Raw genomic sequence first — 22,340 nt, 5'->3', positions numbered from 1 at the left:
AAACCCCTTCTCGCCCCGTACCCCGCCCGCTCGCGTCCACCCTGGGGCGGAGGCGGAAAATCCACCTGCCGGATTTCGCACAATCGTGTTAGTTTCGACGAAACCACACGCTCGTACGACTACCGGGAGCGACATGAAGCGTTGGACCGCAGGTTTTGTCGTCGCAACGTTGGCGCTGTCCGGATCGCCGGTGATGCTGGCCTGGGGCGCCTCACCGCATCCGGAACTCCAGCCGGGCCTGACCGCCGACGCGAACAGGGATGGGCGGCTGACGGCCGCTGACGAAGCAGCCGAGGAGCGGTGGACCGATGCCCGCGGCGCGATCTTCTTGCCCAACCTGGACGATGACCAGCGCCGCTGCCGGGTCGATCCGGCGGACCTCGACCGAGCCGGCGCGGAGGTCGATCGGTTACTTGCCGCCTGCAACGATGCGGCAGACGACCGGATCAACGGTCCGCGCGATGCTCTCGACCTGGCGCCGCTCGAGGTGCATGCCCACCGCGACGTGAGCCGGCAGGCAGCTGGGCGGCTCAGCGTCGTACCGGCGGACAAGGCGCGGATCTTCGTGGACGGGCAGGCCGTCGAGACTCTGACCGCCGCGCAACTTCGGCGCGGAGTACGGGTCCGGCTGGAGGGGCGGGACGTGGTTCGGGATCCGGCCAAGTGGGACGGGCAGGTGTCCGTGACGTTGACCGTTGCCGATCGCGGGCGGACGACGACGGACGTGGTGAAGCTCCGGGTCGCGCCGCTGATGTTGCAGAACGAACTGCAGCGCGCCGAGACGGTGCTGGCTGCCCGGCCGAACAAGGGACCGGGTTGGCCGACCGGTGAACCGCCTTATCCGAAGGGAGTTCCGGGCGAGTGGGAGCCGTTCGCGAAGACCTTGGGCCGGGCGACCCGGTCCGCCGGAGCGAGGCTGAAGTTCGTCCAGGGCACGGCGCGGGGCTGGAAGGACATGTGGGTGCAGGACACCTTCGAGCCTGCCACCGCCAGCATGCCGGTGGTCGGGGGCAGCCGGACGATGCGGATCTTGATCCGGTCGGGCAATGTCTGGGAGTTTCCCGACCGGGACGGAACGCCGGTGGCGACCCCGCGGCCTGCCGGGCGACTGCTGTACCGCGATCTGCGGGGTCCCGACATCGGGATCGTGCAGGAGTTGAGCGCGGTGCCGTCGGACGGGCTCAACGATCTGCTCAACATGGGTGGCAACATCGAGTCGCTGCCGCCGTACGCCGGGTATCCGCACGGGCGGGTGGTCTACGGCGCGGAGTCCCGGAGACCTGATGCCGGGTTCATCAAGCTCGTGACCGGGCAGGGCTACCAGGCGCCGGTGGTGATCGACACCTCCTGGTTGATGGTCGGGCACGCGGACGAGACGACGCATGTAGTGCGGGCCGGCAACGCTCGCGGCTGGACGCTCGCGGTCGCGGACCCGCGGCTGGCGGTCGATCTGCTGCGGGAGGCTCAGCGCACGGGAGCTGGACAGGCTCGGCTCTTCGCCGACACCAACTCGCAGCAGAAGCCGACCATCGACCAAGTACTTGCTGATAGCAAGGGGCTGGCCGACAACGAGGCAGCGGCAGGTCACATCGACGAGCAGTTGAGGATCTTGCTCGCGGCCACTGGACTGACGGCGGACGAGTTGGTCAGGTTGCCGGTGCTGTTCGAGCGGGTGCCGGGCTACGGGTTGCTGCGGGCAAGGACTCCGGGGCTGGTGAACGGGCTGTCGCTGACCGCGCGGGACTTCGCCGCACCTGACCCGCACGGTCCGAAGGTTGGCGGCCGGGATGTTTTCCGGCAGGCGACGGAGCGTGCGATGCGACGTAACGGCGTACGGGTGCACTGGGTGGAGGACTTCTTCTGGGCTCACCTGGGTGGTGGTGAGGTGCACTGTGCGACCAACGCATTGCGCGACACCCGGTCCACCGATACCTGGTGGAGGTCGGCGGGAAGTTCCCAGGCACCTCAGGCGTAGCGGACGCCCAGGCCGCCGTCGACGGCCCAGTTGGCGCCGGTGACGAAGGCCGCCGCGCGGGAGGCGAGGAAGCAGACCACCTCAGCGACGTCGTCGGGGGTGCCGATCCGGCCGAGCGGATGAGCGGCCAGCGCGGACTCGCGGGCGTTCGGGATGGTGTCGAAGAACTCTTCGAGCAGGTCGGTGGCGACGAAGCCGGGGCTGACGGCGTTGACGCGGACGTTGTGCGGAGCCATGTCGAGGGCGAGGCTGCGGGTCATGCCGACCAGTCCGGACTTGGCGGCGGCGTACGGGAACATGCCGGCGGTGGTCAACTGGGAGTGGATCGAGGCGATGTTGACGATCGCCCCGTGGCCGGCCTCGATCATCGGTGGCAGCACCTCGCGGGCCATCAGCCAGGCGCCCTTGAGGTCGACGTCGAAAACACTGTCCCACTCGGCCACCGTCATCTGAGTGGCATCGGCGTAGGCGTTGACGCCGGCGTTGTTGACCAGCACGGTGGCCGGGCGGCCGAGTTCCTTCGTGAGGCCGGCGACAGTACGGCGTACCGAATCCTCGTCGGTCACGTCGCCGACGGCGGCCGCGACGGTGGCGCCGGCCTGCCGCAACTCGGCCGCGGTCGCCGCGAGTTGATCAGGCAGGATGTCGAGAACCGCGACGACCGCGCCCTCCTCGGCAGCCTTGCGCGCGATCGCGCGGCCGATCCCGCGGGCGGCCCCGGTGACGAGTACGACCTCGCCGGTCAGACGTCCGGACACTGCGACCTCCTCCGTCGTCGGGCAGCAGCACCATCCTTACAGCAGCGCCGCCGGGGCCGAGGTGAGGAGTTGCCGACACCTGCCGACGCGGGCCGTGGCATGATCGAGAGCGGACAGTTGTCGCAGTAGCAGGAGGTAGCAGTGATTTTCTGACCCGCCGTCGAACCCGGCCGTCCCCGCCTGTGTGGACGCCGAACCGTTCCAGCGCGTCAGGAGGACCCGGATGTCTCAGCTGTCCCTGCACGAGATCTCGAAGTCTTACAACCATCGCCCGGTGCTCGAACGGGTCAGCTGCGCCTTCCCGCCCGGCCAGGTCAGCGGGCTGATCGGCGAGAACGGGTCGGGCAAGTCGACCCTGCTCCGGATCCTGGCCGGCGCCGAACCGGCCGACGACGGGCTCGTGACCGTTGCCGACAGCATCGGCTTCCTCGCCCAGGACATCTCGTTGCCGCTGGAACTCTCGGTCGCCGGGGTCGCCGATCACGCGCTGGCCGAGCTGCGTTGGATCGAAGCACGCATGCTGGAGCTGGAGGGCTTGCTGACGGACGGCGATCCCGCCTTGCTGACCGAGTACGGCGAACTGCAGACCGCCTTCCAGGTCCGCGACGGGTACGACGCCGAGGCGCGATTCCGGCGGGCGCTGGCCGGGTTGGGACTGAGTTCGCTGCCGGGCGATCGGTTGCTGGCCTCGTTGTCGGGCGGTGAGCAGGCGCGGCTGCACCTGGCCGCCGTACTGGTGGCTGCTCCGGAGGTGTTGCTGCTGGACGAGCCGACCAACCATCTCGACCTCGCAGCGACCGTGTGGCTGGAGGATCACCTGCGCGCCCGGGTCGGTACGACGGTGGTGGTGTCGCACGATCGCGCGTTCCTCGAACGGGTCGCGCCGACGTTGTTCGAGGTGGACGGCGACACGCGCCAGGTGACGCGGTACGGCAACGGCTACGCGGGCTATCTCACCGAGAAGGCCGCCGAGCGGGCGCGGATCGCGCAAGCGCGGCAGGTGTGGGAGGACGAGGTCGCGGTGATGCGGACGACCGTCGGAACCGCCGCCGACCGGGTCTCGTACGGCCGGGCGATGACGGACAACAACAAGATGGCCTACGGCCGGGCCGGCGATCGGGTGAACGAAGCTGAGCGGAGCCGGATCCGCAACGCCAAGGAACGGCTGCGCCGGTTGGAGGAGAACCCGCCGCCGGTGCCGTCGAAGCCGTTGCGGTTCACGGCCTCGCTGCAGTCGGCCGGGCTGTCCGGCGTACTGATCGATGCGGCTGGGGTGTCGGTGCGCGACCGGCTCCGGCCGACCTCGATCAAGGTCTCCACCGGGGATCGGCTGCTGATCACCGGGCCGAACGGGGTCGGTAAGTCGACGCTGCTCGAAGTGCTGACCGGTGCGCTGGGGCCCGACACCGGGACGGTCGAGCGGAGCGGTCACCTCGGCTATCTGGCGCAGGAGGTCGTCGAGCCTGATCCGGACCGGACCTTGCGGCAGGAGTTGATGCTGCACCGTGGGGCCGGCCGGCTCGGGCTGTTCGCACGGGAGCAGTTGGAGACGCGGATCGGCAACCTGTCGACCGGGCAGCGGAGGCGGCTGGCGTTGGTCGGGTTGCTGACCAAACGGCACGACGTACTGGTGCTCGACGAGCCGACGAATCATCTGTCGTTGGTGCTGGTGGAAGAACTGGAAGCGGCGCTGGCCGCCTACGACGGCGCTCTGGTGGTGGTCAGTCACGATCGCCGGTTCGTCTCGCGGTGGCGTGGCGAGCGGCTCGAACTGGAGGAGGACCGTGTTGCGTAGTACAGAGATTGTGGTTGCCAACAGCAACGAAGGCCCGTACGGCGTGCTGGCCGGCGCGGGTGGCGAGGTGTGGACGACGCTGGTGCACGCCGGGGTGGTGGCGCGGGTCGTCGACGGCGAGGTCACCCGGTTCGACCTCGGTGCGACGGGCTGCCGGCCGAGTGCGATCGTGCGTGGGCCGGACGACGCGGTCTGGTTCACCCGGAACGGTGATGACCGGATCGGGCGGATCGGGGCGGACGGAACGGTCTCCTCGGTCGAGGTGGGCGACGGATCCGCGCCGTACGGGCTGTGTGTGGGGCCGGACGGGGCGTTGTGGTTCACGCTGATGAACACCGACGCGATCGGCCGGGTGAGTGTCGACGGTGAGGTGGCGACCTTCCCGATCGGGACCGAGGGCAGCTTTCCGGCGATGATCACCGCGGACGACGACGGCGTGTGGTTCACGCTCAACCAGGGGAACGCGGTGGTGCGGATCTCGGTCAGCGGTGAGGCGGTCGTCCATCCGTTGCCGACCGCATCGGCCGGGCCGGTCGGAATCTGCGCCGGGGACGACGGCGTGTGGTTCACCGAGTTGATGGCCGGGCAGGTCGGCCGGATCTCCGCGGACGGGAAGGTCGAGGAGTTTCCGCTGCCGGATCGTGAGTCGAAGCCCCATGCGGTGGTGGCGACGGCTGGCGGCGGTTGCTGGGTGACGTTGTGGGGATCGGGGTCGGCGGTCCGGCTGGATGCGCGAGGCGTGGTGGTCGAGCAGGTCGCGCTGGGCGAAGGTTCGGAGCCGCATGGCCTGGCGCTGGGAGCTGACGGCGACGTGTGGGTGGCGTTGGAGGTCGGTGTCCTTGCGCACCTCCACGCTGAGGAGTGAGCCGATTCACCCGTCAGAGGGACGCCAGTAGCTGATCGCAGGAGCACTGTGGTGTACGTGACCACAGTGGTGGGACCCAAGGCAGAGCCCGCGCGGGCTGTGGAGATCGGAGCCGGACCGCGCGCGTTCGGCCGACGGGCGCTGGACGTGCTCGCGGTAGGACGGCCCGCGTTCTGGGTCGTCTCGGTGGTGCCGTACTACGTCGGGGTGTTGCTGGCGACCCATCGATTGGTGCCTGCGGTCGAGGACTGGCCACGGCTGATCGTCGGCGCGGTGGTGATGGGTCCGCTGCTGTGGCTGAGCGTGCTGGCGATCAACGACGCGCATGACCTGCCCGGAGATCTGGTCAATCCGCGGAAGTCGAAGTCGCCGCTGCTCCACGGGCGGGTGTCGCTGCCGGCGGCGAAGCGGCTGTCGGTGGTGGCCGGGGTTCTGTCGGTGGTCGTTGCGTTGTTCGTGGGGACCACCTTCGCGTTGGGCGTCCTGTTCGCGGTGCTGCTGGGGTTCGCCTACAGCGTTCCGCCGGTGCGGCTGAAGACGCGGGCCGGGTTCGATGTCGCGGCGAACTCGCTGGCTCTCGGGACCTTCGGGCCGTTGGCGGGCTGGGCCGCGGTCGATCCGGGGCTGAGCGGATTTCCGTGGGTGATGGCGTTGCAGGGCACGTTGGCGGCGGTCGGGCTCTATCTGCCGACCACGCTGGCGGATCTGGAGGCGGATCGCGCCGCGGGGTACCGGACCATCGCGGTCCGGCTCGGCGCGCGGGCGACGTACCGGCTGGGGTTCGCGTTCTGGATCGCGGCGGCGGGGCTGTCCGTCGTACTGGCCGGCCTGGACGCGGTGATCCCGCGCAGCATGCTCGCGCTGGAGATCGTGATGGTGCCGGTGCTGATTGCGGCGTACCGGCACTTCCTCAAGCCCGGCATGACTTTTCGGGGCGTCGTGATCGTGGCGTCGCTGTTCCTGCTGCCGTGTGGCACATTCGCTCTGACCTACACCAGCGTGCTTTGAGAGCGGCTGTTCACATCGAGACCAGGAGGCACCGCATGCATCAGGAGACCGAGCCTCACGATCAGGGCCTGCTCGACGTCGGCGACGGTCACCTCGTCCACTGGGAGGTCAGCGGCAATCCCGCCGGCAAGCCGGCCGTCGTCCTGCACGGCGGGCCGGGCTCAGGCGCCGGTCCGTTCTGGCGCGGCTTCTTCGACCCGGCGCAGTACCGGATCGTCTTGTTCGACCAGCGCGGCTGCGGTCGCAGTACGCCGGACGCCGCCGAGCCGGACGCCGACCTGAGCACCAACACGACCTGGCACCTGGTCGCCGACCTCGAGCGGCTGCGCGAACACCTCGGCATCGAGAAGTGGCTCCTGCTCGGCGCCTCGTGGGGCGCCTCCCTGGCCATCGTGTACGCCGAGCAGCACCCGGCCGCGGTCTCCGAGATCGTCCTGTTCAGCGTGACCAGCTCGTCGGCCCGCGAGATCGAGTGGATCACCCGCGACATGGGCCGGATCTTCCCCGCGGAGTGGACGCGCTTCCGCGACGTCGTACCGGTGGACGAGCGGGACGGAAACCTCGCCCTCGCCTACAGCCGGCTCCTGCACGACCCCGACCCGGCCGTCCGCGACCGAGCCGCCCGAGCCTGGTGCGAGTGGGAGGACACCCACGTGGCGACGTACCACGGCTACCGACCCGACCCCCGCTACGAGGACCCCGTCTTCCGGCTCCGCTTCGCCCGACTCGTCTCGCACTACTGGGCCCACGCCGGCTGGATCGAAGACGGCGCCCTCCTCCGCGACGCGCACAAGCTGGCCGGCATCCCCGGAGTACTCATCACGGGCCGCCTCGACATCAGCAGCCCACCCGACACCGCCTGGCACCTGGCCCAGGTCTGGCCGGACGCCGAGCTCCACATCGTCGAAGACGCCGGCCACGGCGCCTCCAAAACCAGCGTCTCAGACCTGGTATTGGCTGCCGTTGATCGCTACGCGACTAAGAGTCGTAGGGATTCGTCAGGGTGATCGGCGTACGGGCGATTTCCAGCACCGCCTCAGGGAAACGCGAACCAGCGGTGTAGTAGCGAGCGCGGGTTCGGCCGACCGGCTGGAGGAACTGGGCGGTGACCAGGTCCCGGAGGTCACGCTGCGCCTGTTGGCGATTGATGCCCTCGGACTGCTCGTACCTCGAGCGCCTGACTCGCCCGGCCATGGCGATGTCGTGCAGTGCGGTGACCACCCGCTCGTCGAGACGCGTCTCTCGAGCGAAGTCGCCGAGCGCCGTCCACACTCGGGCCGAGCGATCGAAACGGCTCTGCACCGTCTGCGCTTGCTGGTGGTAAGCGACCAGATTGAAGCGGATCCACCCGGAGACGTCCTGGTCGGGAAGATAGACGGCTCCCCGCAGGTTGAGCTCCCGGTAGTACTCCCAGGTGTTTCCGGGGCGGCCGAGCCAGGCCTCGATGGAGGAGAACTCAGGCGCCAGCACCCCTTCACGAGCAATCATCAAGGTCTGCAACGAACGGGACATCCGGCCGTTGCCGTCGGCCCAGGGGTGGATGGCGACCAGTTGCAGGTGGGCCATCGCGGCTCGGACCAGCAGATGCGTGGAATCGTCCCCGTTCAGCCAGTCGACCAACTCGGCCATCAACGCGGGAAGCTCGTCCGCCGGGGGTGCCGTATAGGCGGCGATACTGGAATCGCGGACATCGGTGACGTAGACAGCGCCCTTGCGCCACTGCCCCGCCGGCTTGCGGGCGGTGTGCCGGTGCCCCTGGAGCATCCAGTGCAGCGCGTTCAGGAAACCCTTGCTGTAGGTGAAGTCCTCGACGTCGTGCAGGGTCTGGAGATAGGTCATCATGCGCTGGTAGGCCAGCGTCTCTTCCCGGTTCTCGTCCGAGACCTCGACATCCCGCTCGCCTGCCATCAGGTCCTCGACGTCGATCGTCGACACCTTGAAGCCCTCGATCGAATTGGATCCCGCTACGGCGTCGGCAGTGAGGAACTTGCGCAGACCGGACGTCCACTTGGACGGTGTGGCCTGTACCTGGTGGCGCAACGTCTCCCGCATCTTGTCGATGTCACCGAGGACGCGCTCGTCGGCAGGGCTCAGCTCGGGCGTCGGGAACAACATGACTTCACGCTAGATTGATATAATGATTGCGTCAATGTTTGATGCTCAGGATGCCGCGGTGGTGTAGCGGGCGGCTAGTTGGTGGGCGGCTTGTTTGAGTTCTGGTGGGCAGATGAACTCCAGCTCGCTCTCGAACATGCCGAAGGTGGCGGCGAGGCCGGTCCAGGACCAGGCGCTGAGGGTCAGGCGGCAGGTGGTGGGGGTGAGTTCCTCGACCAGGGCGTCGCGGCCGGCCCAGCGGGCGATGTCGGTGGCTTTGGCCTGGAGGACGGCGGTGCCGCGGCAGGGCCATTGGTTCGCGTTCTGGAAGCGGCTCGAGATGTACGTCGAGATGTCGGGGGCGGGTAGTTCGCGCGGGGTGAAGCGGGGGCCTGTGGGGGTCTTGGGCAGCATCCGGTCGACGCGGAAGGTGCGCCAGTCGGCGCGGTCGAGGTCCCAGCCGACCAGGTACCAGCGGCCGCCCCAGGTGACGAGGTGGTGCGGCTCGACCTTCCGCGGGGGTGTCCACTCGTCCTCCGATGCGCCGGGTGAGGCGTAGTCGAAGCGCAGTACTTCGCGGGCGCGGAGCGCGGTACCGATCGCGATCAGGTGGTCGGAGTCGACCTTGATCCGGCGCGAGTCGGCGTACTTGTCGATCGTGGTGACCTGGAGTGCGTCGACGCGTTGCCGGAGGCGGGCCGGCATCACCTGGCGGACCGTGGCGAGGGCACGCAGCGCGCCTTCCTCGATTCCGGTCACCGTGCTGGTCGCGGTCTGCAGCGCCACCGCGACGGCGATCGCCTGGTCGTCGTCGAAGAGCAGCGGCGGTAGTTCGGCGCCCGCGTCGAGCCGGTAGCCACCGTCCGGTCCCTTGCTCGCGCGGACCGGATAGCCGAGATCGCGCAGCCGGTCGACGTCGCGGCGAACCGTGCGCGGACTCACTTCCAACCTCTCGGCCAGCAGCGCGCCCGGCCAGTCGCGGCGGGCCTGCAGAAGGGACAGCAGCGAGAGGAGTCGAGCCGAGGTTTCGGACATGACTTCAGATTGCCACGAGTAACGGCCAGAAGCTGTCCTCTACTGCTGGAAATGTCAGCGAGGTCAGGCCCCAAGATCTCAAGGAGACATCGTGATCAGCACCCGAGAGCTCACCAAGGACTTCGTGGTGAGCCGCACCGACACCGTGCACGCGGTCCGCGGCATCAGCCTGGACGTCGAACCGGGTGAGCTCGTCGCCGTGCTCGGCCCGAACGGCGCCGGCAAGACCACCACCCTGCGGATGCTCACTACCCTGATCGCGCCGACCTCCGGCACCGCGAAGGTCGCCGGGTACGACGTCACCGCCGACCCGAGTCAGGTCCGCCGCCGGATCGGGTACGTCGGCCAGGGCAACGGCGCGGGCCACTCGCAACGGGTCCGCGACGAACTGCACGGCCAGGGCGTCATCTACGGTCTCGACTCCCGCGCGGCCAACCGGCGGACCGACGAACTGCTGGAGTCGCTCGAGCTAGGCGAACTGGCCAAGCGCAAGGTGTCCGACCTGTCCGGTGGCCAGCGCCGCCGGCTGGATGTCGCGATGGGGCTCGTGCACGCCCCCGGACTGCTGTTCCTCGACGAGCCGTCCACCGGGCTGGACCCGCAGAACCGGGCCAACCTGTGGGACCACATCCTGCGGATGCGCGAGCAGCACTCGATGACCATCATGCTGACCACGCACTACCTGGACGAGGCGGACTCGATGGCCGAGCGGGTGGTCGTGGTCGACCACGGCGAGGTGATCGCCGACGACACCGCGGACGCGTTGAAGGCCGACCTGGCCGGCGACCAGCTGGTGCTCACCGTTGTCCCCGGCAACCTCGCAGAGACCGCCCAGCTGGCCACGAAGTTGCCGGGAGCAAGAGAAATAGTTGCCGAGGGCGACCGATTGACCGTGCGGGTGGCCGACGGCCCGAGCGCGCTGCCCGACCTGATCACGGCGGCCCAGCAGTACGGCGTACCGGTGGTGACCGCTCAGGTCCACCGGCCGACCCTCGACGACGTCTTCCTCAACCTCACCGGCCGCAGCCTGCGCGAGGCCGACAGCACCGGAAAGGCCGCAGCATGACCACCCTTACCGTCCCCACCACGACGCCGGCGACCACGCGTCCGGTCAACCGGAACCTCTTCCGGGACACCCGGATCGTGATGCAGCGCGAGCTCAAGCCCGTACTGCGCGACCCGTTCTCGCTGATCTTCGGCATGATCCAGCCGCTGGTCTTCCTGGCCCTGTTCGGCCCGCTGCTCAAGGGCTCGCTCGGCGGCTCGCTGGACGGCGGTGTCTGGCAGTGGTTCGTGCCCGCCATCCTGGTGATGACGACCCTGTTCGGGACCTCGGCCACCGGGTCCAACCTGCTTTTCGAGTTCCAGACCGGCGCACACGAGCGGATGCTGGTGACGCCGCTGTCCCGTTCGTCGCTGCTGATCGGCCGGGCGCTGAAGGAGATGGTGCCGCTGTTCGGTCAAGCGGTGATCGTGATCGCGGTGATGACGCCGTTCGGCTTCGACCTGCACCTGGGCGGCGCGATCGTCGGGCTGGCGCTGCTCGCCGTGTTCGGGATCGGGCTCGGTTCGTTCAGCTACGCGCTGGCGATCGCGGTCCGCAAGCAGGACTGGATGTTCTGGGTGGTGCAGCAGACGTTCCTGTTCCCGCTGATGATCCTGTCCGGGATGCTGCTGCCGCTGGAGACCGGGCCGGAGTGGATGCGAATCGCGTCGAAGTTCAACCCACTGTCCTACCTGGTGGACGCGGAGCGGACGCTGTTCGCCGGTGACGTCACCTCGACCACCGTGCTGTGGGGCTGGGTCGCCGGCCTGGTCACGGTCGCTCTGGGGCTGACCGTCGGCATCCGCACGATGCTCCGTTCTGCTGACTGACCTCGCCGGAACGCTCGAAGGACCCGAAGCCCCGTGGGCCTCGGGTCCTTCGAGCGTGGGTCAGCGCAGCCGCGCCGCCGTGATCTGGTTGAGGTGGATGAGCAGGTCGTAACTCGGGCCGAGCCGGATCGGCAGCTCGGGGGTGGGGTAGCCTGTGCCGATGTCCCGGGTCGGACGGCGTACGTCGAACCACGCGCGGGTGCGGGCCGGCAGGCGGCGCAGGTCGACCAGGTAATCGCGGTACGGGACCTGGTCGAGGGTGTGCTCGTTGTTGCCCTTCGCCGCGGACGGCAGGGTGAAGACGCGCAGTCGGCCGTCGGCCGTGTCGTGGGAGTTGAAGGAGCCGTGGTCGAAGGACATCCCGACGGTCAGGTAGCCGCGGCCGAACTGCTCGCGCAGGAACTGTCCCTGCGTCTTCGGGTAGTCCTTCGGCGAGCCCGTCTCGAGCGCGATGTGACCGTTGTGCGCCGACAGCACCACCTTCGCGCCGGTGGCGCGGGCCCACCAGCCCGTGTTGGCGGCCATCGACTCGTCCCGGAAGTACATCGCCTTCGGCGTCACCGTCGGGTCCGTCACGTCGAACGAGTAGAACTTCGCGACCTGCCAGATCGCCCGTGCGTGCTGGGCCGCCCAGGTCCGCTCGCGGCTCGCAGGCAACGACTCCACCAGTACGACGGCCCGGCGCGCCGCCGCCTCGATCTTGACCCGCTCCGCGAGCGGCTTGGCGAAGTACGCGGCACTCCAGGCGGCGTACTCGGCGTCGGAGCGGAGACCGGCGTACAGGCGGTTGAGCTCCGGCAGGGACGCCGGGCTGGTCTTGCCGACGTAGCCGACCACGCGATCGAGCAAGGCCGGGCCGGCATAGCCGAGGTCGTTGCCGACGAAGTGCAGCTTGCGGGCGTGGGTGCGGTTGTAGGAGCGCATCCACTCGATCAGTTCGAGGTACTCGGCGGTGTTCCAGAACTTGTACGCGTCCTGGAAGTCGCGGCGCATGATCTCGCGCGGATCGCCGACGCCGCTGACGACGTACCGGTCGAGCTCGAGGCCGGTGCTCCAGGGGGCTTCGAGGGAGAAGGTGGTGAAGCCCTTGTCCACCACGAGCTCGCGGAAGATCTTGTGCTTCAGTGTGAAGAACTCACTGGAGCTGTGGGTCGCCTCGCCGAGCCCGACGATCCGGGCGTTGCCGACCATGGCGGCCAGCGGCTTCACGTCACGCAGGCTGCTGCCGGCCTCGGTACTGCGGATCGGGTGCGCCGCCGCGGTCAGGGCAGGCACCGGGTTGGCAGGCGCCGGGGCGCTGGGCGCCGCGGTCGCGGTGAGCGTCGACAAGGGCAGAGCCGCTGCAACGAGCAAGGCCGGGGCTGCCAGGAGCCGCTTCATCAAAGTCCTCCGGGAGGCTGGGTGCTGTTGACTCCCACTCTGTCCGGATCGGCTCGCCGGCCCCATCCCGCAGCCGCCCCGACCGAAGGTAGTGCCTGCTGTACCTTCAGAGCTTTTCGAGCGCTTCCCGCATGCCCACTTCGGCCTCGTCGCCGAGCTTCTTGAACTGCCCCTTGAACAGCGGCTCGATCAGCCGGGTGACGCCCTTGAACTCGAACTCGGCCCGATAGGTCACCTCGGTGCCGCCGCTGCCGGTGGCCCGGAACGTCATCGTGTCGAGCGCGGTGACGGTCTTGTTCGCGCCCCGGAGCTGGAACAGGCGGCCGGGCTCGAGCTTCTGTACGACGTACTCCAGCTCGGTCTCCCGGCCGGCGAACGACGAGGTGTTCTGGTACCTCGTGCCGGGGCCACCGTCACCCTCCACCTTGACCGTCGACACCGTCCCGGAGTCCCACTCGGTGGTCGTCTCGAAGTCGGACAGGTAGGCGAAGACCCGGTCGACGGGCTTCTCCACGGTGACAACGCGCTCGATGGTGATCACTTCGCCACGCTACCGCCCGTGACAACCCGAAGTTATGCAGCGACCCGGCGGTTGGCGACCTCGGCGACCTTGGTGAAGAACTCGCGGAAGCGCGCCTCGTCGTCGGCCGAGATCTGCAGCGAGGAGGTGGCGGCGGAGCTCAGGTCGAGCCGGTCGGTGCCGTAGAGCGGCAGGTTCGCGTCCCGGTTCCGGACCGTGCCGATGAACAGCTGACCCGGCTTACCGGGCTTCTTGAAGAAGATCAGCACCCCGAGCCACTGCAGTGGCAGACGCAGGCTCTGCTGCGCACCGATCAGGTCGAACGCCTCGAAGACCCCCCGGTCCACGCGGAAGTGCAGGTTCTCGTAGTCAAAGGTGAGCGGTTCCATGAACGGCAACCTAGCGGGTGCGGGGTGCGCTGATCGCCAGGATCTCGGGAACGGCCACCGCCCAGGTCAGCGGCGGGAGTTCGTGGCCGGCGCCTTCGAGCAGGACCAGCCGCGCGCCCGGTACTTCGTTGGCCAGCGCTTCGCCATGGGGCGGCGGGAACAGCGGATCTGCGGTGCCGTGCAGGACGAGCGCCGGTACTGCGATCTCGCCGAGCCGGGGACGGACCGATTCGCCGCCCTCGAGCATCCAGTGGTTGGTCATCGCGGCCGGATTGGTTGCCCTGGACAACGCCGCGGCGTAGAGCGCGCGGCGGGCGGGTTCGTCGTACGGGAGGGTGCCGGCGTAGAGGCGGTCGTCCCTGATCAGCGCGTCGAGCGCTGCCTCGGGGTCGGACCAGTCGGTCGGCGGTGCTTCGCCGGAGAAGCTGGCCTTGATCTCGTCGGTCGGCGGTGGCAGGTCCGGGCCCATCGGGCTGGTCGCGACGAAGGTGACCGAGGCGACGCGATCGGGGTGCTCGACGACGAGTTCCTGAACGATGCCGCCACCCATCGAGATGCCGACCAGATGCGCCCGGGAGATTTCCAGTGCGTCGAGGATGCCGAGCGGGTCGGCGACCAGCTCCGCCCCCGTGTACTGCGGATTGCCGGGCTCGTAGCTGGTCGACTCCCCCGTGTCGCGGTGGTCATAGCGAACGACGTACCGGCCGCCGTCCGCGAGCCGTCGGCAGAAGGCCGGTTCCCAGTGATCCATCGAGGCGGAAGCGCCGTGGATCAGCAGGATGGCCGGGTCCGAGGCGCTTCCGAAGGTGTCGACGCACAACTCGACGCCGTTGACCGGCAGCAGGGCAGTCATGACCAGACGGTACCGACGCCAGGGGTCTGCCGATCGGTGCCGGCAGCGGACGCGCTGCCCGCTCCGGCCTGCAGCGCCAGGGCGAAGGCCACGACGGCAAGCGCGCCGGCGACTGCGCGGAGATTGTTGGCCGGGTTCCATTTGGCCAGGTAGTTCAGCCACTCCGCAGCACCGGCCGCGGAGTGTGGGTCGACGGCAGCGAGTCGGTCGTTCAGCGGGATGTTGACGGCGAAGCTGACCACCATCACGCCGGCCAGGTAGAGCACGGAGCCGGCCAGTACCCACCATTTGCCCGGAGTGTCGCGGACCAGTGCGAGGATCGCGAGGGCGACACAGACCAGCGCCGTACCGCAGAAGACCAGCAGGAACAGCGGATTCTGGATCCGGACGTTGATCAGGTTCATCGCGACCGCGCCCTGCCCGGCCGGCATTCGCTGCAGGGAGCCCATCACCGCAGTACCGAAGGCGAAGAACAAACCGCCCGTCAACGCGCTGCCGACGAGTCCGGAGAAGATCAGGATCCTGGTGAGGTTCATGCCGACCACACTCCGGTCCGCGCCGTCGCCCGGGCCCAGTCGGCGAAGTCGCGCGGGGCCCGGCCGAGCACCTGCTGGACGCCTTCCGACACGTACTCCGAGCGGTGGTTGCGGATCACCGCGAACAGATCGCGGACCGCCTCCGCGTCCTCCTGGGGCTGCCCGAAGCCGATCAGTTCGGCCACGAACTCCTCCGGCTCGAGGTCGACGTAGGTGATCGGCCGCTCACTGACCTGGGCCAGCTCCGCGGCGACCTCGGTCATCGTCAGGGTTCGCGGTCCGGACAGCGAGTAGGTCTCGCCGGTATGTTGCTCGTCGAGCAACACCGCCGTCATCACGTCGCCGATGTCGTCGGTATCGATCCACGCCTCGCCGCCGTCACCGGCCGCCACCCGGATCTCGCCGCCGAGCACGTAGTCCAGCAGGAAGTCCTCGCTGAAGTTCTGGGCGAACCACGCCGGCCGGACGATGGTCCAGTCGGCGCCGCTGGCCTTGACCTGGTTCTCCAACTCGAGGCTGCTTTCGTAGACCGCGAAGTCGCGACCCGGGCTGCCGACGCCACGGCCGGACAGCAGCACGACCCGGCGCAGCCCTTCGGCGGCCGCCTGCCGGATGAACTTCCCGGCCTGGGCCAGTCCCGTCGGCCCGACCGGCGGCGCCAGGTACGCCGTGTCGATGCCGGCGACGGTCAGCGACCAAGTGCTCTCGTCGTACCAGTCGAAGCGTTGCTCGCTCGACCGCGAAGCCAGGCGGTAGGCGACGCCCCGGGTGTCGAGCTGCTCGGTGACGCGGCGGCCGGTCTTGCCCTTGCCGCCGAGGATGAGGATCGGTGTTGTTGTCATGACCTCAGTTCACCGTGATCAGCTGAGACAAACCATGGTTCTCCGGCGCATTTCGATGTCTGAGAGTCTCAGTCTGAGGTAGTCTCCTCGCCATGGACGTCCTGGATGACCTGCTCGCCGGCACCCGGGCACGAGGTGGCGTTTTCAACCTGACCATCCTGGATCCGCCCTGGGGACTGCACATCGTCGACGAGGCACCGCTGGCACTGGCGACCCTCGTCCGCGGCTCGGCCTGGATCGTCAGGGACGGTCAGCCGCCGATCCGGATGGAGCAAGGCGACGTCGCCGTGCTCTCCGGCCCGACGCCGTACGTCGTCGCCGACCAGCCCGGCACGGTGCCCAATCTCCGGATCCACCCGTACGGCGTCTGCGAACCGTTGCCGGGAGCACCCATTGACTACAGTTCCCGGCTCGGCGTCCGGACACACGGTGGCCGGCCGGACGGCGAGGCAATGGTGGTCAGCGGCACCTATCAGCTGGAAGGCGACGTCAGCCGCCGGCTGCTGGCCGCGTTGCCTCCGGTGCTGGTGGTCCCGGCCGCGGACGTGGCGGGTCATGTGATGGAGCTGGTGCTCGGCGAGATCCAGCGCGACGAGCCCGGTCAGCAGTCGGTGCTCGATCGGTGGCTCGACCTGGCACTGATCACCACCTTGCGCGCGTGGTTCGCCCGGCCCGAGTCGCACGCGCCGGGGTGGTACCAGGCGCAGAGCGATCCGGTGGTCGGCCTGGCGCTGCGGCTGCTGCACGAGGAGCCCGCGCATCCGTGGAGTGTCGTGGAGCTGGCCGAGCGGACCGGGGTCTCACGAGCCAGCCTGGCCAGGCGGTTCAGCGGGTTGGTCGGCGAGGCGCCGATGGCCTACCTCACCGGCTGGCGGATCACCCTGGCCGCCGACCTGCTGCGCGAGACGACGCACACGGTCGAGTCGATCGCCCGCAAGGTCGGCTATGCCAACGCGTTCGCGCTCAGCGTCGCGTTCAAACGCGTCCGCGGGACCAGCCCGACCGCGCATCGCCGCGCGAGTACGGCGGCGTAGCGCGTCGGCGTACCGGTTGCCGTCAGGCGGTGGTGGCGTCGATGAACGCGAGAGCCTGCGGCCAGGACACCCGGAAGGCGTCGACGTTCGCCGGCTTGTCATGCCGGAAGCGATCGGCGAAGCCGTGCTCGACACCCGGGTGGAAGTGGGTGATCGTCGCCCCGGTCCCGCGACTCTGCAGCGCTGTCTGCAGCGCCTCGAAATCGGCGACCGGTACCGCGGCGTCGGCGCCCGGGTAGACCACCATCACCGGCGCGGTGATGCCGATCGAGTCGGCGATCGCGTCGTGGGTCTGGTTCGGCCGAAGCTCGGAGGGCACCGTCGGGTGGTAGGCGACCACCGTGGCGACCCGGGGTTCTCTTGCTGCCAGCAACAAACTGAAACGGCCGCCGAGACACCAGCCGATCGTTCCTGCCCTGGTGCAACCGAGGTCGTCGAGCAGGTGATCCAGCAGCGCGGCCTGCTCAGCGAGCGCGGTGTCGTCATCCAGTCCGTCGGCCAGCGCGAACAGCTCCTCGCGGCTCGAGTCGTCCGTACTGCGGCCCTTGAACGGATCCCAGACCAGCGCGGTGATGCCGCGCCCCGCCAGCTCGTCCGCCCAGTCGCGAAGCTGCTCGCCGATGCCGGTGATCATCGGCAGCAGCAGCATCCCCGGTCCCGCCTCGACTCCCACCGGCCGGGCGAGATACGCGCCCAGCTCCCCGATCCGCACCTGGCCCGCTTCGATGTCCACGCAGGGAGGCTAGGGCATCGCCTTCAGCATGCGCTGTCCGGCCACGTTGACCAGGACGAAGATGATCGCGGAGAAGATCAGCAGCGCGAGCTGGGCCGGCAGCAGGGCCACCCCGACGCCGATCGCGAGGACCGGGAGCGCCAGTCCGGCGTACGCGATCAGGAAGAGTGCGGCGAGCACCTCACCCCGTGAACTCGGGTCGGCCAGCGAGGCCGCGGTCGCGACGGCGCCGCGGAAGACCAGGCCGACACCGGCTCCCGCGATGACGCCACCGGCGACGAACAGCCACAGGCTGGGCAGCAGCCCACCGACCGCGACCCCGATCAGCCCGGCCGACATCAGCACCAGCCCGAGCTTGAGCTGCCGCGGCCGGCTGAACCGGACGAACAGCATCTGGCTCACGGCCCCCGCGAGGAAGACCGCGAACGTGACGACGCCCGCCAGCAACCGCGAAGTCTGGTGCAGAGTGCCGGCCAGGAAGGTCGGGGCCAGTGAGGTGAACAGTCCGAAGATCGCGAAGGCGGCGAACGCACCGACGGCCGTCGCGAAGAACTGCGGCTTCGCGGCACTCGGCAACGCCACCCGCTGCGGCCGGTACGCCGGACGCTCCTCCTGCCGCTCGACCGTCTCCGGCACCAGCGCGATCCCCAGCGCGCTGAGCAGCAGCAGGACCAGGAACACCTCGTACGGCCGGTCCAGCGGCTTCATCCCGTACTCCGCGAGCAGCCCACCGACCAGCGGCCCGAACGCGAGGCCGCCGAGGTTGACCATCGAGGAGATCAGCGCCGAGTGGCTCGGATCCTCGTCGGGCCGCGAGATCCGCCGCAGCTCGGAGAGGTGAGCCGTCGCGGTCGCCGTCAGCACCCCGACGCCGACACCCGACACAAAACGCGCCAGCAGCAGTCCGGGGACGTCCTGCCAGAAGAGGAAGATCACCGCGGCGAGCGCCTCGGTCAGGACGGCGAGCAGTGCCACCCGGCGGCGGCCGAGCCAGTCGCTGACGTGACCGGCCAGGTAGAGGCTGACCATCACCCCGACCGCGTAGGCGGCGAAGATGACCGTGATCATGAAGGTCGGGAAGCCGTCGCGGCGCTGGTAGATCGCGTAGAGCGGCGTTGGGACCGTGGAGAACGCCATCGTGGTCAGGAAGGCGACGGCGATCATCCAGAAGCCGGCACCGTGCGCGAACCGAACGGGAGTACCGGCCCGGTCGAGCGAGCGGTGGCCGGAAAGAGTTGTCATGCTTCTAGGTTCACTGCTGCGATCTATCGAGTCCAACGAATCTTCTTGCACTGTCTTATCGACTCCGGCGATAATTGGTCGATGGACAGCCGCCAGCTGGAGTACTTCGTCGCCGTCGCGGAGGAGTTGAGCTTCACTCGTGCCGCTCAGCGGCTGTTCACCGTGCAGTCGACCGTCTCGGCGGCGATCCGTGCACTGGAGACCGATCTGAAGACGACCCTGTTCGATCGCTCCACCCGCCGCGTCACCTTGTCGGATGCCGGCGAGGCGCTGCTGCCCGAGGCGAAAGCCGCGCTCGAAGCGCTGGACCGCGCCCGGGCCGTGGTCGAGGAGGCGTCGACCGGGCTGCGGGGGAACGTCCGGATCGGCACGATGACCAGACTCGGGCTGATCGACCTACCGGCCCTGCTCGGCTCGTTCTATCAGCGGTATCCGTTGGTCGAGGTGCAGGTGACGACATCGCCGACGGGTTCGAGCGGCCTGGCCGACGACGTCCGGCACGGCCGGCTCGACGTGGCGCTGGTCGGGTTGAGCCGGGCGGAGATGAGCGGGTTGGAGCCGCGCGAGCTGGCGACGGTGTCGTTCGTCGCACTGGTGCCGTTGACGCATCGGCTGGCGTCGGCCGCTGCGGTGCGCCTGGAGGATCTCGCGGGCGAGCGGTTCGTCGACATGCTGCGCGGATTCGGGAACCGGACGACGGTGGATCGGGCGTTCGACCTTGCCGGACTGCCACGACGGGTGCAGGTGGAGGTGCCGGACCTGACGACCGTCCCGGAGTACGTGCGCGCCGGGCTGGGCGTGGCCGTCGTACCGGACATGCAGCTGGAGAACGTGCCAGGAGTGACCCGGCTGCGGTTGACCGATGTGGAGCTCACTTGGACGTTGTCCGCGATTACTCTGAGCGGCAAGCGACCGAGCCGGGCCGTGACCGCACTGCTGGATCTGATGACTGCCTCGATCTAGCCGGCGTACGCGCTCGGGCCGGTAGTTTGGCGGCGTGGAGACGTGGGAGTTGGGTGCGGCCGGGGTGCTGAAGCTGCCTTCGGGACGGCTCGTGCGGGGACGAGGGTTGCGCGATCCGTTGCCGGGCGGGGCGCTGCCGGAGTACGGGGTGTACTTGCTGGACAGGCAGCCGCCCGAGGTCGAGTGGGCTTCACGATGGGTGCGCTGGCCGGACTTCCGTCTGCCGGCCGACAGCCGGGACGCTCGGGATGCGCTGGTGGAGGTGCTCGACCGGGCTTCGTCGGAGCGAGTGGAGCTGGCCTGCGGAGGCGGCCGCGGCCGAACCGGTACTGCGCTGGCGTGCCTCGCCGTGCTCGACGGAGTCGCTCCGACCGACGCGGTCGCCTTCGTACGGGCGAACTACCACCCCAAGGCCGTCGAAACGCCGTGGCAGAAGCGCTACGTCAGGCGCTTCAGCGCGTCCTGATCGGGATATCCCGTTGACGATGGCGCGGCCGGTCGCGTTTGCTCTGGGCGTGACGATCGAGCGCTCCAATCCCACCGCCCTGCATGCGACCCCCGGCTATCACCACGTGACGAAGGTCCGGGCCGCGGAGCTGGTGATGCTGGCCGGGCAATGTCCGCTGATGCCGTCGGGTGAGCTCGCCGCCGGTGGGCTGGCCGGGCAGACCGAGCAGGTGATTCAGAACATCCTGGTCGCGCTGCAGTCCGCCGGGGCCGGCCCGACGGACGTCGTACGGACTGTGATCTATGTGGCCAGCGCCGCCCGTGAGGACCTCAGCCAAGTGTGGATCCAGCTCAACGAGTCACCGCTGGCGCCGGCTTTCACGTCGGCCAGCACCCTGCTCGGCGTCGCCCAGCTCGGCTTCCCCGGTCAGCTGGTCGAGATCGACGTGACCGCCGCGCTCTGATCGGCTGGTCGGGGACCAGTCTGTTGCCGGTTGACGGGGTGAGTCAGGCGGTGAGCAGACCGACGCCGAGGGTCAGGACGCCGGCCGCGAGGGAGAGCGCGCCGAGCCAGAGGATGGCGACGAACCGGTTCGGCGTGGTGCGGTCCTTGCCGGCCGACGAGGCGAAGAAGCCGCCCGACATCAGGATCGCCGCGATCGGGATGCCCAGGCGCCCGAGGGTGAGGAAGAAGCCTTCGAGGTTGGTCTGGTCGACGTACAGCAGGCCGACCAGGCTGAGGATGACCAGTACGCCGGCGTGACCGTGCCCGGCGCGCGCGAACGACTTCTGGAAGTCCGTCATCGGCACCTCCCCGCGAGCGACCTTGGTCAGCAACCAGCCGCCGACCTGGATCGTGACGATGGTGAGCAGGATCGTGCCGGCGATGTCCCGGGACGGGTCGCTCAGGACCATGGGTGCGCCTTTCTCTCAAAATAGATAGTGGAGGTATCCGCTTACGGATATTGGTACTATCCATCACAGCCGAAAGAAGGGCAAGACCTTTATGCGGATCGCCGAGCTGAGCCGGGTCTCCGGGGTTCCGGTCCCGACGATCAAGTACTACCTCCGGGAAAACTTGCTTCCCCCGGGCGAGCTGACCAGCCCGAACCAGGCGTCGTACGGCGAAGCGCACCTCCGCCGGCTGCGCCTGATCCGCGCTCTCGTCGACCTGGCCCAGGTGCCGGTCGCCCGGGTGAAGGACGTGCTCGAGGGCCTGGACTCAGAAACCATGCCCCTGCACGACAAGATCGGCCGCGCCCACCGCGCGATCACCCCTCAACGCCAACTCACCTCGACCTCGGCCGCCCGCGAAGCCGCCACCGCCCAGGTCACCGCCCTGATCAACACCCGCGGCTGGTCGATCGACCCCGAAGCCCCGGCCCTCACCACCCTGATCGAGACCCTCGCGGCCCTCCGCACCCTCGACCAGGAACACCTCACCGACTCCCTCGACTCCTACGCCGACGCGGTGGAGAAGTTCACCGAACTCGAAGTCGCCGCGGTCACCTCCCGCCCCGCCCCCGACGAGATCGCCGAATCAGTCGTCATCGGCACCATCCTCGGCGAAACCATCATCGCCAGCCTCCGCCTCCTCGCCCAGGAATCAATCTCCGCCAAGCGCTGGAAGGCTCTCACTGACGATCAGGCTTAGCTGCTCGGCTTCATCAGATCGCGAACCCGCTCGAGCCTGGCGGACAACTTCGCCGGGCCGGCACCGGGCGCTTTCCGTTGCTCGGCATAGCGTTCGAGAATCGCCAGCTCGGCGCGCAGATCTCCGCGTTGCCGGTGGATCACTGCGATCTGCTCGAAGTACCAGGGCGCCACCCCGCACGCATTTGCTCGGCTTTCCGCCTCAGTCGCTGCGACGAGGTTCGTGAGTAGCTCCAACGCCTGGTCCAACTGACCTGCGCGTTCGAACTCCCGCACCGCGTCAACCCAAGCACTGAAATGCTTGCCGCGGTGATACCCGGGCTTCAGCGGCATCTTCGTTGAT

The 22,340-nt window shown here is 68.8% G+C and carries 25 protein-coding genes; 12 read left to right on the top strand and 13 right to left on the bottom strand.

Annotation, left to right across the window (positions count from 1 at the left end):
• The first annotated feature begins 133 nt into the window (after positions 1–133).
• Positions 134–1,975 (top strand): protein-arginine deiminase family protein, encoded by a 1,842-nt coding sequence (locus tag OX958_RS02250; RefSeq protein WP_270135370.1) that lies wholly within the window; start codon positions 134–136, stop codon positions 1,973–1,975.
• Here OX958_RS02250 and OX958_RS02245 read toward each other — a convergent pair.
• Positions 1,966–2,733, bottom strand: a complete 768-nt coding sequence (locus OX958_RS02245) for an SDR family NAD(P)-dependent oxidoreductase (RefSeq protein ID WP_270135369.1) — start codon at positions 2,731–2,733, stop codon at positions 1,966–1,968. The two genes, OX958_RS02250 and OX958_RS02245, sit on opposite strands and share 10 nt — an antisense overlap.
• Before the next feature lie 223 nt (positions 2,734–2,956).
• Between OX958_RS02245 and OX958_RS02240 the strand changes: the two genes are divergently transcribed.
• From OX958_RS02240 to pip, 4 genes are read left to right on the top strand one after another with little or no spacing between them, the layout of a single operon-like run.
• The gene (locus tag OX958_RS02240) at positions 2,957–4,528 is read left to right on the top strand and encodes an ABC-F family ATP-binding cassette domain-containing protein (RefSeq protein ID WP_270135367.1); all 1,572 of its coding nucleotides are present in this window, start codon (positions 2,957–2,959) and stop codon (positions 4,526–4,528) included.
• Positions 4,518–5,393, top strand: a complete 876-nt coding sequence (locus OX958_RS02235) for a Vgb family protein (RefSeq protein WP_270135365.1) — start codon at positions 4,518–4,520, stop codon at positions 5,391–5,393. The genes OX958_RS02240 and OX958_RS02235 overlap by 11 nt, the downstream gene beginning before the upstream one ends.
• Before the next feature lie 57 nt (positions 5,394–5,450).
• Positions 5,451–6,401: a UbiA family prenyltransferase gene (locus OX958_RS02230; protein WP_270135364.1), complete on the top strand. Its 951-nt coding sequence runs from the start codon at positions 5,451–5,453 to the stop codon at positions 6,399–6,401.
• 35 nt (positions 6,402–6,436) lie between these two features.
• Complete coding sequence (gene pip, locus OX958_RS02225; RefSeq protein ID WP_270135363.1) at positions 6,437–7,408, top strand: prolyl aminopeptidase; 972 nt, start codon at positions 6,437–6,439, stop codon at positions 7,406–7,408.
• Here the strand turns inward: pip and OX958_RS02220 are convergent.
• Together OX958_RS02220 and OX958_RS02215 are read right to left on the bottom strand one after the other, a co-directional pair.
• The gene (locus tag OX958_RS02220) at positions 7,380–8,516 is read right to left on the bottom strand and encodes a Fic family protein (protein ID WP_270135362.1); all 1,137 of its coding nucleotides are present in this window, start codon (positions 8,514–8,516) and stop codon (positions 7,380–7,382) included. The two genes, pip and OX958_RS02220, sit on opposite strands and share 29 nt — an antisense overlap.
• 45 nt (positions 8,517–8,561) lie before the next feature.
• Positions 8,562–9,530 carry a helix-turn-helix transcriptional regulator gene (locus OX958_RS02215; protein WP_270135360.1) on the bottom strand — a complete coding sequence of 323 codons (969 nt, stop codon included), beginning with the start codon at positions 9,528–9,530 and terminating at the stop codon, positions 8,562–8,564.
• A 91-nt stretch (positions 9,531–9,621) separates the two neighbouring features.
• Between OX958_RS02215 and OX958_RS02210 the strand changes: the two genes are divergently transcribed.
• Both OX958_RS02210 and OX958_RS02205 read left to right on the top strand, forming a co-directional pair.
• Positions 9,622–10,596, top strand: a complete 975-nt coding sequence (locus tag OX958_RS02210; RefSeq protein WP_270135358.1) for an ATP-binding cassette domain-containing protein — start codon at positions 9,622–9,624, stop codon at positions 10,594–10,596.
• On the top strand, positions 10,593–11,405 hold the full coding sequence (locus tag OX958_RS02205; protein WP_270135356.1) for an ABC transporter permease: 813 nt from the start codon (positions 10,593–10,595) through the stop codon (positions 11,403–11,405). Before OX958_RS02210 ends, OX958_RS02205 begins: the two co-directional genes overlap by 4 nt.
• Before the next feature lie 60 nt (positions 11,406–11,465).
• Here the strand turns inward: OX958_RS02205 and OX958_RS02200 are convergent, their stop codons facing one another.
• From OX958_RS02200 to OX958_RS02175, 6 genes are all read right to left on the bottom strand, one after another.
• Entirely contained in the window at positions 11,466–12,785 is a 1,320-nt protein-coding gene (locus tag OX958_RS02200) for an erythromycin esterase family protein (RefSeq protein ID WP_270135355.1), read from the bottom strand.
• Positions 12,786–12,891: 106 nt separating this feature from the next.
• Positions 12,892–13,326 (bottom strand): SRPBCC family protein, encoded by a 435-nt coding sequence (locus OX958_RS02195; protein ID WP_270135343.1) that lies wholly within the window; start codon positions 13,324–13,326, stop codon positions 12,892–12,894.
• A 32-nt stretch (positions 13,327–13,358) separates the two neighbouring features.
• Positions 13,359–13,694, bottom strand: a complete 336-nt coding sequence (locus OX958_RS02190; RefSeq protein ID WP_270135342.1) for a hypothetical protein — start codon at positions 13,692–13,694, stop codon at positions 13,359–13,361.
• 10 nt (positions 13,695–13,704) lie between these two features.
• Entirely contained in the window at positions 13,705–14,547 is an 843-nt protein-coding gene (locus OX958_RS02185) for an alpha/beta fold hydrolase (RefSeq protein ID WP_270135341.1), read from the bottom strand.
• Complete coding sequence (locus OX958_RS02180) at positions 14,544–15,083, bottom strand: anthrone oxygenase family protein (RefSeq protein WP_270135340.1); 540 nt, start codon at positions 15,081–15,083, stop codon at positions 14,544–14,546. The genes OX958_RS02185 and OX958_RS02180 overlap by 4 nt, the downstream gene beginning before the upstream one ends.
• On the bottom strand, positions 15,080–15,925 hold the full coding sequence (locus OX958_RS02175) for an NAD(P)H-binding protein (protein WP_270135339.1): 846 nt from the start codon (positions 15,923–15,925) through the stop codon (positions 15,080–15,082). Before OX958_RS02175 ends, OX958_RS02180 begins: the two co-directional genes overlap by 4 nt.
• A 92-nt stretch (positions 15,926–16,017) precedes the next feature.
• On the opposite strand from OX958_RS02175, the gene OX958_RS02170 reads away from it, so the two are divergent.
• On the top strand, positions 16,018–16,959 hold the full coding sequence (locus tag OX958_RS02170; protein ID WP_270135338.1) for an AraC family transcriptional regulator: 942 nt from the start codon (positions 16,018–16,020) through the stop codon (positions 16,957–16,959).
• 22 nt (positions 16,960–16,981) lie between these two features.
• On the opposite strand, the gene OX958_RS02165 is transcribed toward OX958_RS02170, so the two are convergent.
• On the bottom strand, positions 16,982–17,692 hold the full coding sequence (locus OX958_RS02165; protein ID WP_270135337.1) for a dienelactone hydrolase family protein: 711 nt from the start codon (positions 17,690–17,692) through the stop codon (positions 16,982–16,984).
• 9 nt (positions 17,693–17,701) lie between these two features.
• A complete protein-coding gene (locus tag OX958_RS02160; protein WP_270135336.1) occupies positions 17,702–18,934 on the bottom strand; it encodes an MFS transporter in 1,233 nt (410 codons plus the stop codon).
• An 81-nt stretch (positions 18,935–19,015) separates the two neighbouring features.
• On the opposite strand from OX958_RS02160, the gene OX958_RS02155 reads away from it, so the two are divergent.
• The 3 genes from OX958_RS02155 to OX958_RS02145 are packed head-to-tail and all read left to right on the top strand — an operon-like array spanning position 19,016 to position 20,808.
• Positions 19,016–19,897, top strand: a complete 882-nt coding sequence (locus tag OX958_RS02155) for a LysR family transcriptional regulator (RefSeq protein ID WP_270135334.1) — start codon at positions 19,016–19,018, stop codon at positions 19,895–19,897.
• A gap of 34 nt (positions 19,898–19,931) precedes the next feature.
• Positions 19,932–20,363 (top strand): protein-tyrosine phosphatase family protein, encoded by a 432-nt coding sequence (locus OX958_RS02150; RefSeq protein ID WP_270135332.1) that lies wholly within the window; start codon positions 19,932–19,934, stop codon positions 20,361–20,363.
• 19 nt (positions 20,364–20,382) lie between these two features.
• On the top strand, positions 20,383–20,808 hold the full coding sequence (locus OX958_RS02145) for a RidA family protein (protein WP_270135330.1): 426 nt from the start codon (positions 20,383–20,385) through the stop codon (positions 20,806–20,808).
• Positions 20,809–20,851: 43 nt separating this feature from the next.
• On the opposite strand, the gene OX958_RS02140 is transcribed toward OX958_RS02145, so the two are convergent.
• The gene (locus OX958_RS02140) at positions 20,852–21,259 is read right to left on the bottom strand and encodes a hypothetical protein (protein ID WP_270135328.1); all 408 of its coding nucleotides are present in this window, start codon (positions 21,257–21,259) and stop codon (positions 20,852–20,854) included.
• A gap of 91 nt (positions 21,260–21,350) precedes the next feature.
• Between OX958_RS02140 and OX958_RS02135 the strand changes: the two genes are divergently transcribed.
• On the top strand, positions 21,351–21,998 hold the full coding sequence (locus OX958_RS02135) for a MerR family transcriptional regulator (protein WP_270135327.1): 648 nt from the start codon (positions 21,351–21,353) through the stop codon (positions 21,996–21,998).
• Here OX958_RS02135 and OX958_RS02130 read toward each other — a convergent pair.
• Positions 21,995–22,330 (bottom strand): hypothetical protein, encoded by a 336-nt coding sequence (locus OX958_RS02130; protein WP_270135326.1) that lies wholly within the window; start codon positions 22,328–22,330, stop codon positions 21,995–21,997. The two genes, OX958_RS02135 and OX958_RS02130, sit on opposite strands and share 4 nt — an antisense overlap.
• Positions 22,331–22,340: the final 10 nt, after the last annotated feature.

The sequence above is a fragment of the Kribbella sp. CA-293567 genome (assembly GCF_027627575.1).
Lineage (GTDB): Bacteria > Actinomycetota > Actinomycetes > Propionibacteriales > Kribbellaceae > Kribbella.
The sequence above is the reverse complement of the archived record's forward strand: the minus strand, read 5'-3'. Positions and strand labels throughout refer to the sequence as shown.

Coding starts and splice junctions, on each gene's coding strand:
- OX958_RS02180 (WP_270135340.1), bottom strand. CDS start 15,083: ATGAACCTCACCAGGATCCTGATCTTCTCCGGACTCGTCGGCAGCGCG.
- OX958_RS02250 (WP_270135370.1), top strand. CDS start 134: ATGAAGCGTTGGACCGCAGGTTTTGTCGTCGCAACGTTGGCGCTGTCC.
- OX958_RS02140 (WP_270135328.1), bottom strand. CDS start 21,259: ATGGTCCTGAGCGACCCGTCCCGGGACATCGCCGGCACGATCCTGCTC.
- OX958_RS02135 (WP_270135327.1), top strand. CDS start 21,351: ATGCGGATCGCCGAGCTGAGCCGGGTCTCCGGGGTTCCGGTCCCGACG.
- OX958_RS02205 (WP_270135356.1), top strand. CDS start 10,593: ATGACCACCCTTACCGTCCCCACCACGACGCCGGCGACCACGCGTCCG.
- pip (WP_270135363.1), top strand. CDS start 6,437: ATGCATCAGGAGACCGAGCCTCACGATCAGGGCCTGCTCGACGTCGGC.
- OX958_RS02215 (WP_270135360.1), bottom strand. CDS start 9,530: ATGTCCGAAACCTCGGCTCGACTCCTCTCGCTGCTGTCCCTTCTGCAG.
- OX958_RS02160 (WP_270135336.1), bottom strand. CDS start 18,934: ATGACAACTCTTTCCGGCCACCGCTCGCTCGACCGGGCCGGTACTCCC.
- OX958_RS02185 (WP_270135341.1), bottom strand. CDS start 14,547: ATGACTGCCCTGCTGCCGGTCAACGGCGTCGAGTTGTGCGTCGACACC.
- OX958_RS02170 (WP_270135338.1), top strand. CDS start 16,018: ATGGACGTCCTGGATGACCTGCTCGCCGGCACCCGGGCACGAGGTGGC.
- OX958_RS02220 (WP_270135362.1), bottom strand. CDS start 8,516: ATGTTGTTCCCGACGCCCGAGCTGAGCCCTGCCGACGAGCGCGTCCTC.
- OX958_RS02130 (WP_270135326.1), bottom strand. CDS start 22,330: ATGCCGCTGAAGCCCGGGTATCACCGCGGCAAGCATTTCAGTGCTTGG.
- OX958_RS02240 (WP_270135367.1), top strand. CDS start 2,957: ATGTCTCAGCTGTCCCTGCACGAGATCTCGAAGTCTTACAACCATCGC.
- OX958_RS02200 (WP_270135355.1), bottom strand. CDS start 12,785: ATGAAGCGGCTCCTGGCAGCCCCGGCCTTGCTCGTTGCAGCGGCTCTG.
- OX958_RS02175 (WP_270135339.1), bottom strand. CDS start 15,925: ATGACAACAACACCGATCCTCATCCTCGGCGGCAAGGGCAAGACCGGC.
- OX958_RS02190 (WP_270135342.1), bottom strand. CDS start 13,694: ATGGAACCGCTCACCTTTGACTACGAGAACCTGCACTTCCGCGTGGAC.
- OX958_RS02145 (WP_270135330.1), top strand. CDS start 20,383: ATGGCGCGGCCGGTCGCGTTTGCTCTGGGCGTGACGATCGAGCGCTCC.
- OX958_RS02155 (WP_270135334.1), top strand. CDS start 19,016: ATGGACAGCCGCCAGCTGGAGTACTTCGTCGCCGTCGCGGAGGAGTTG.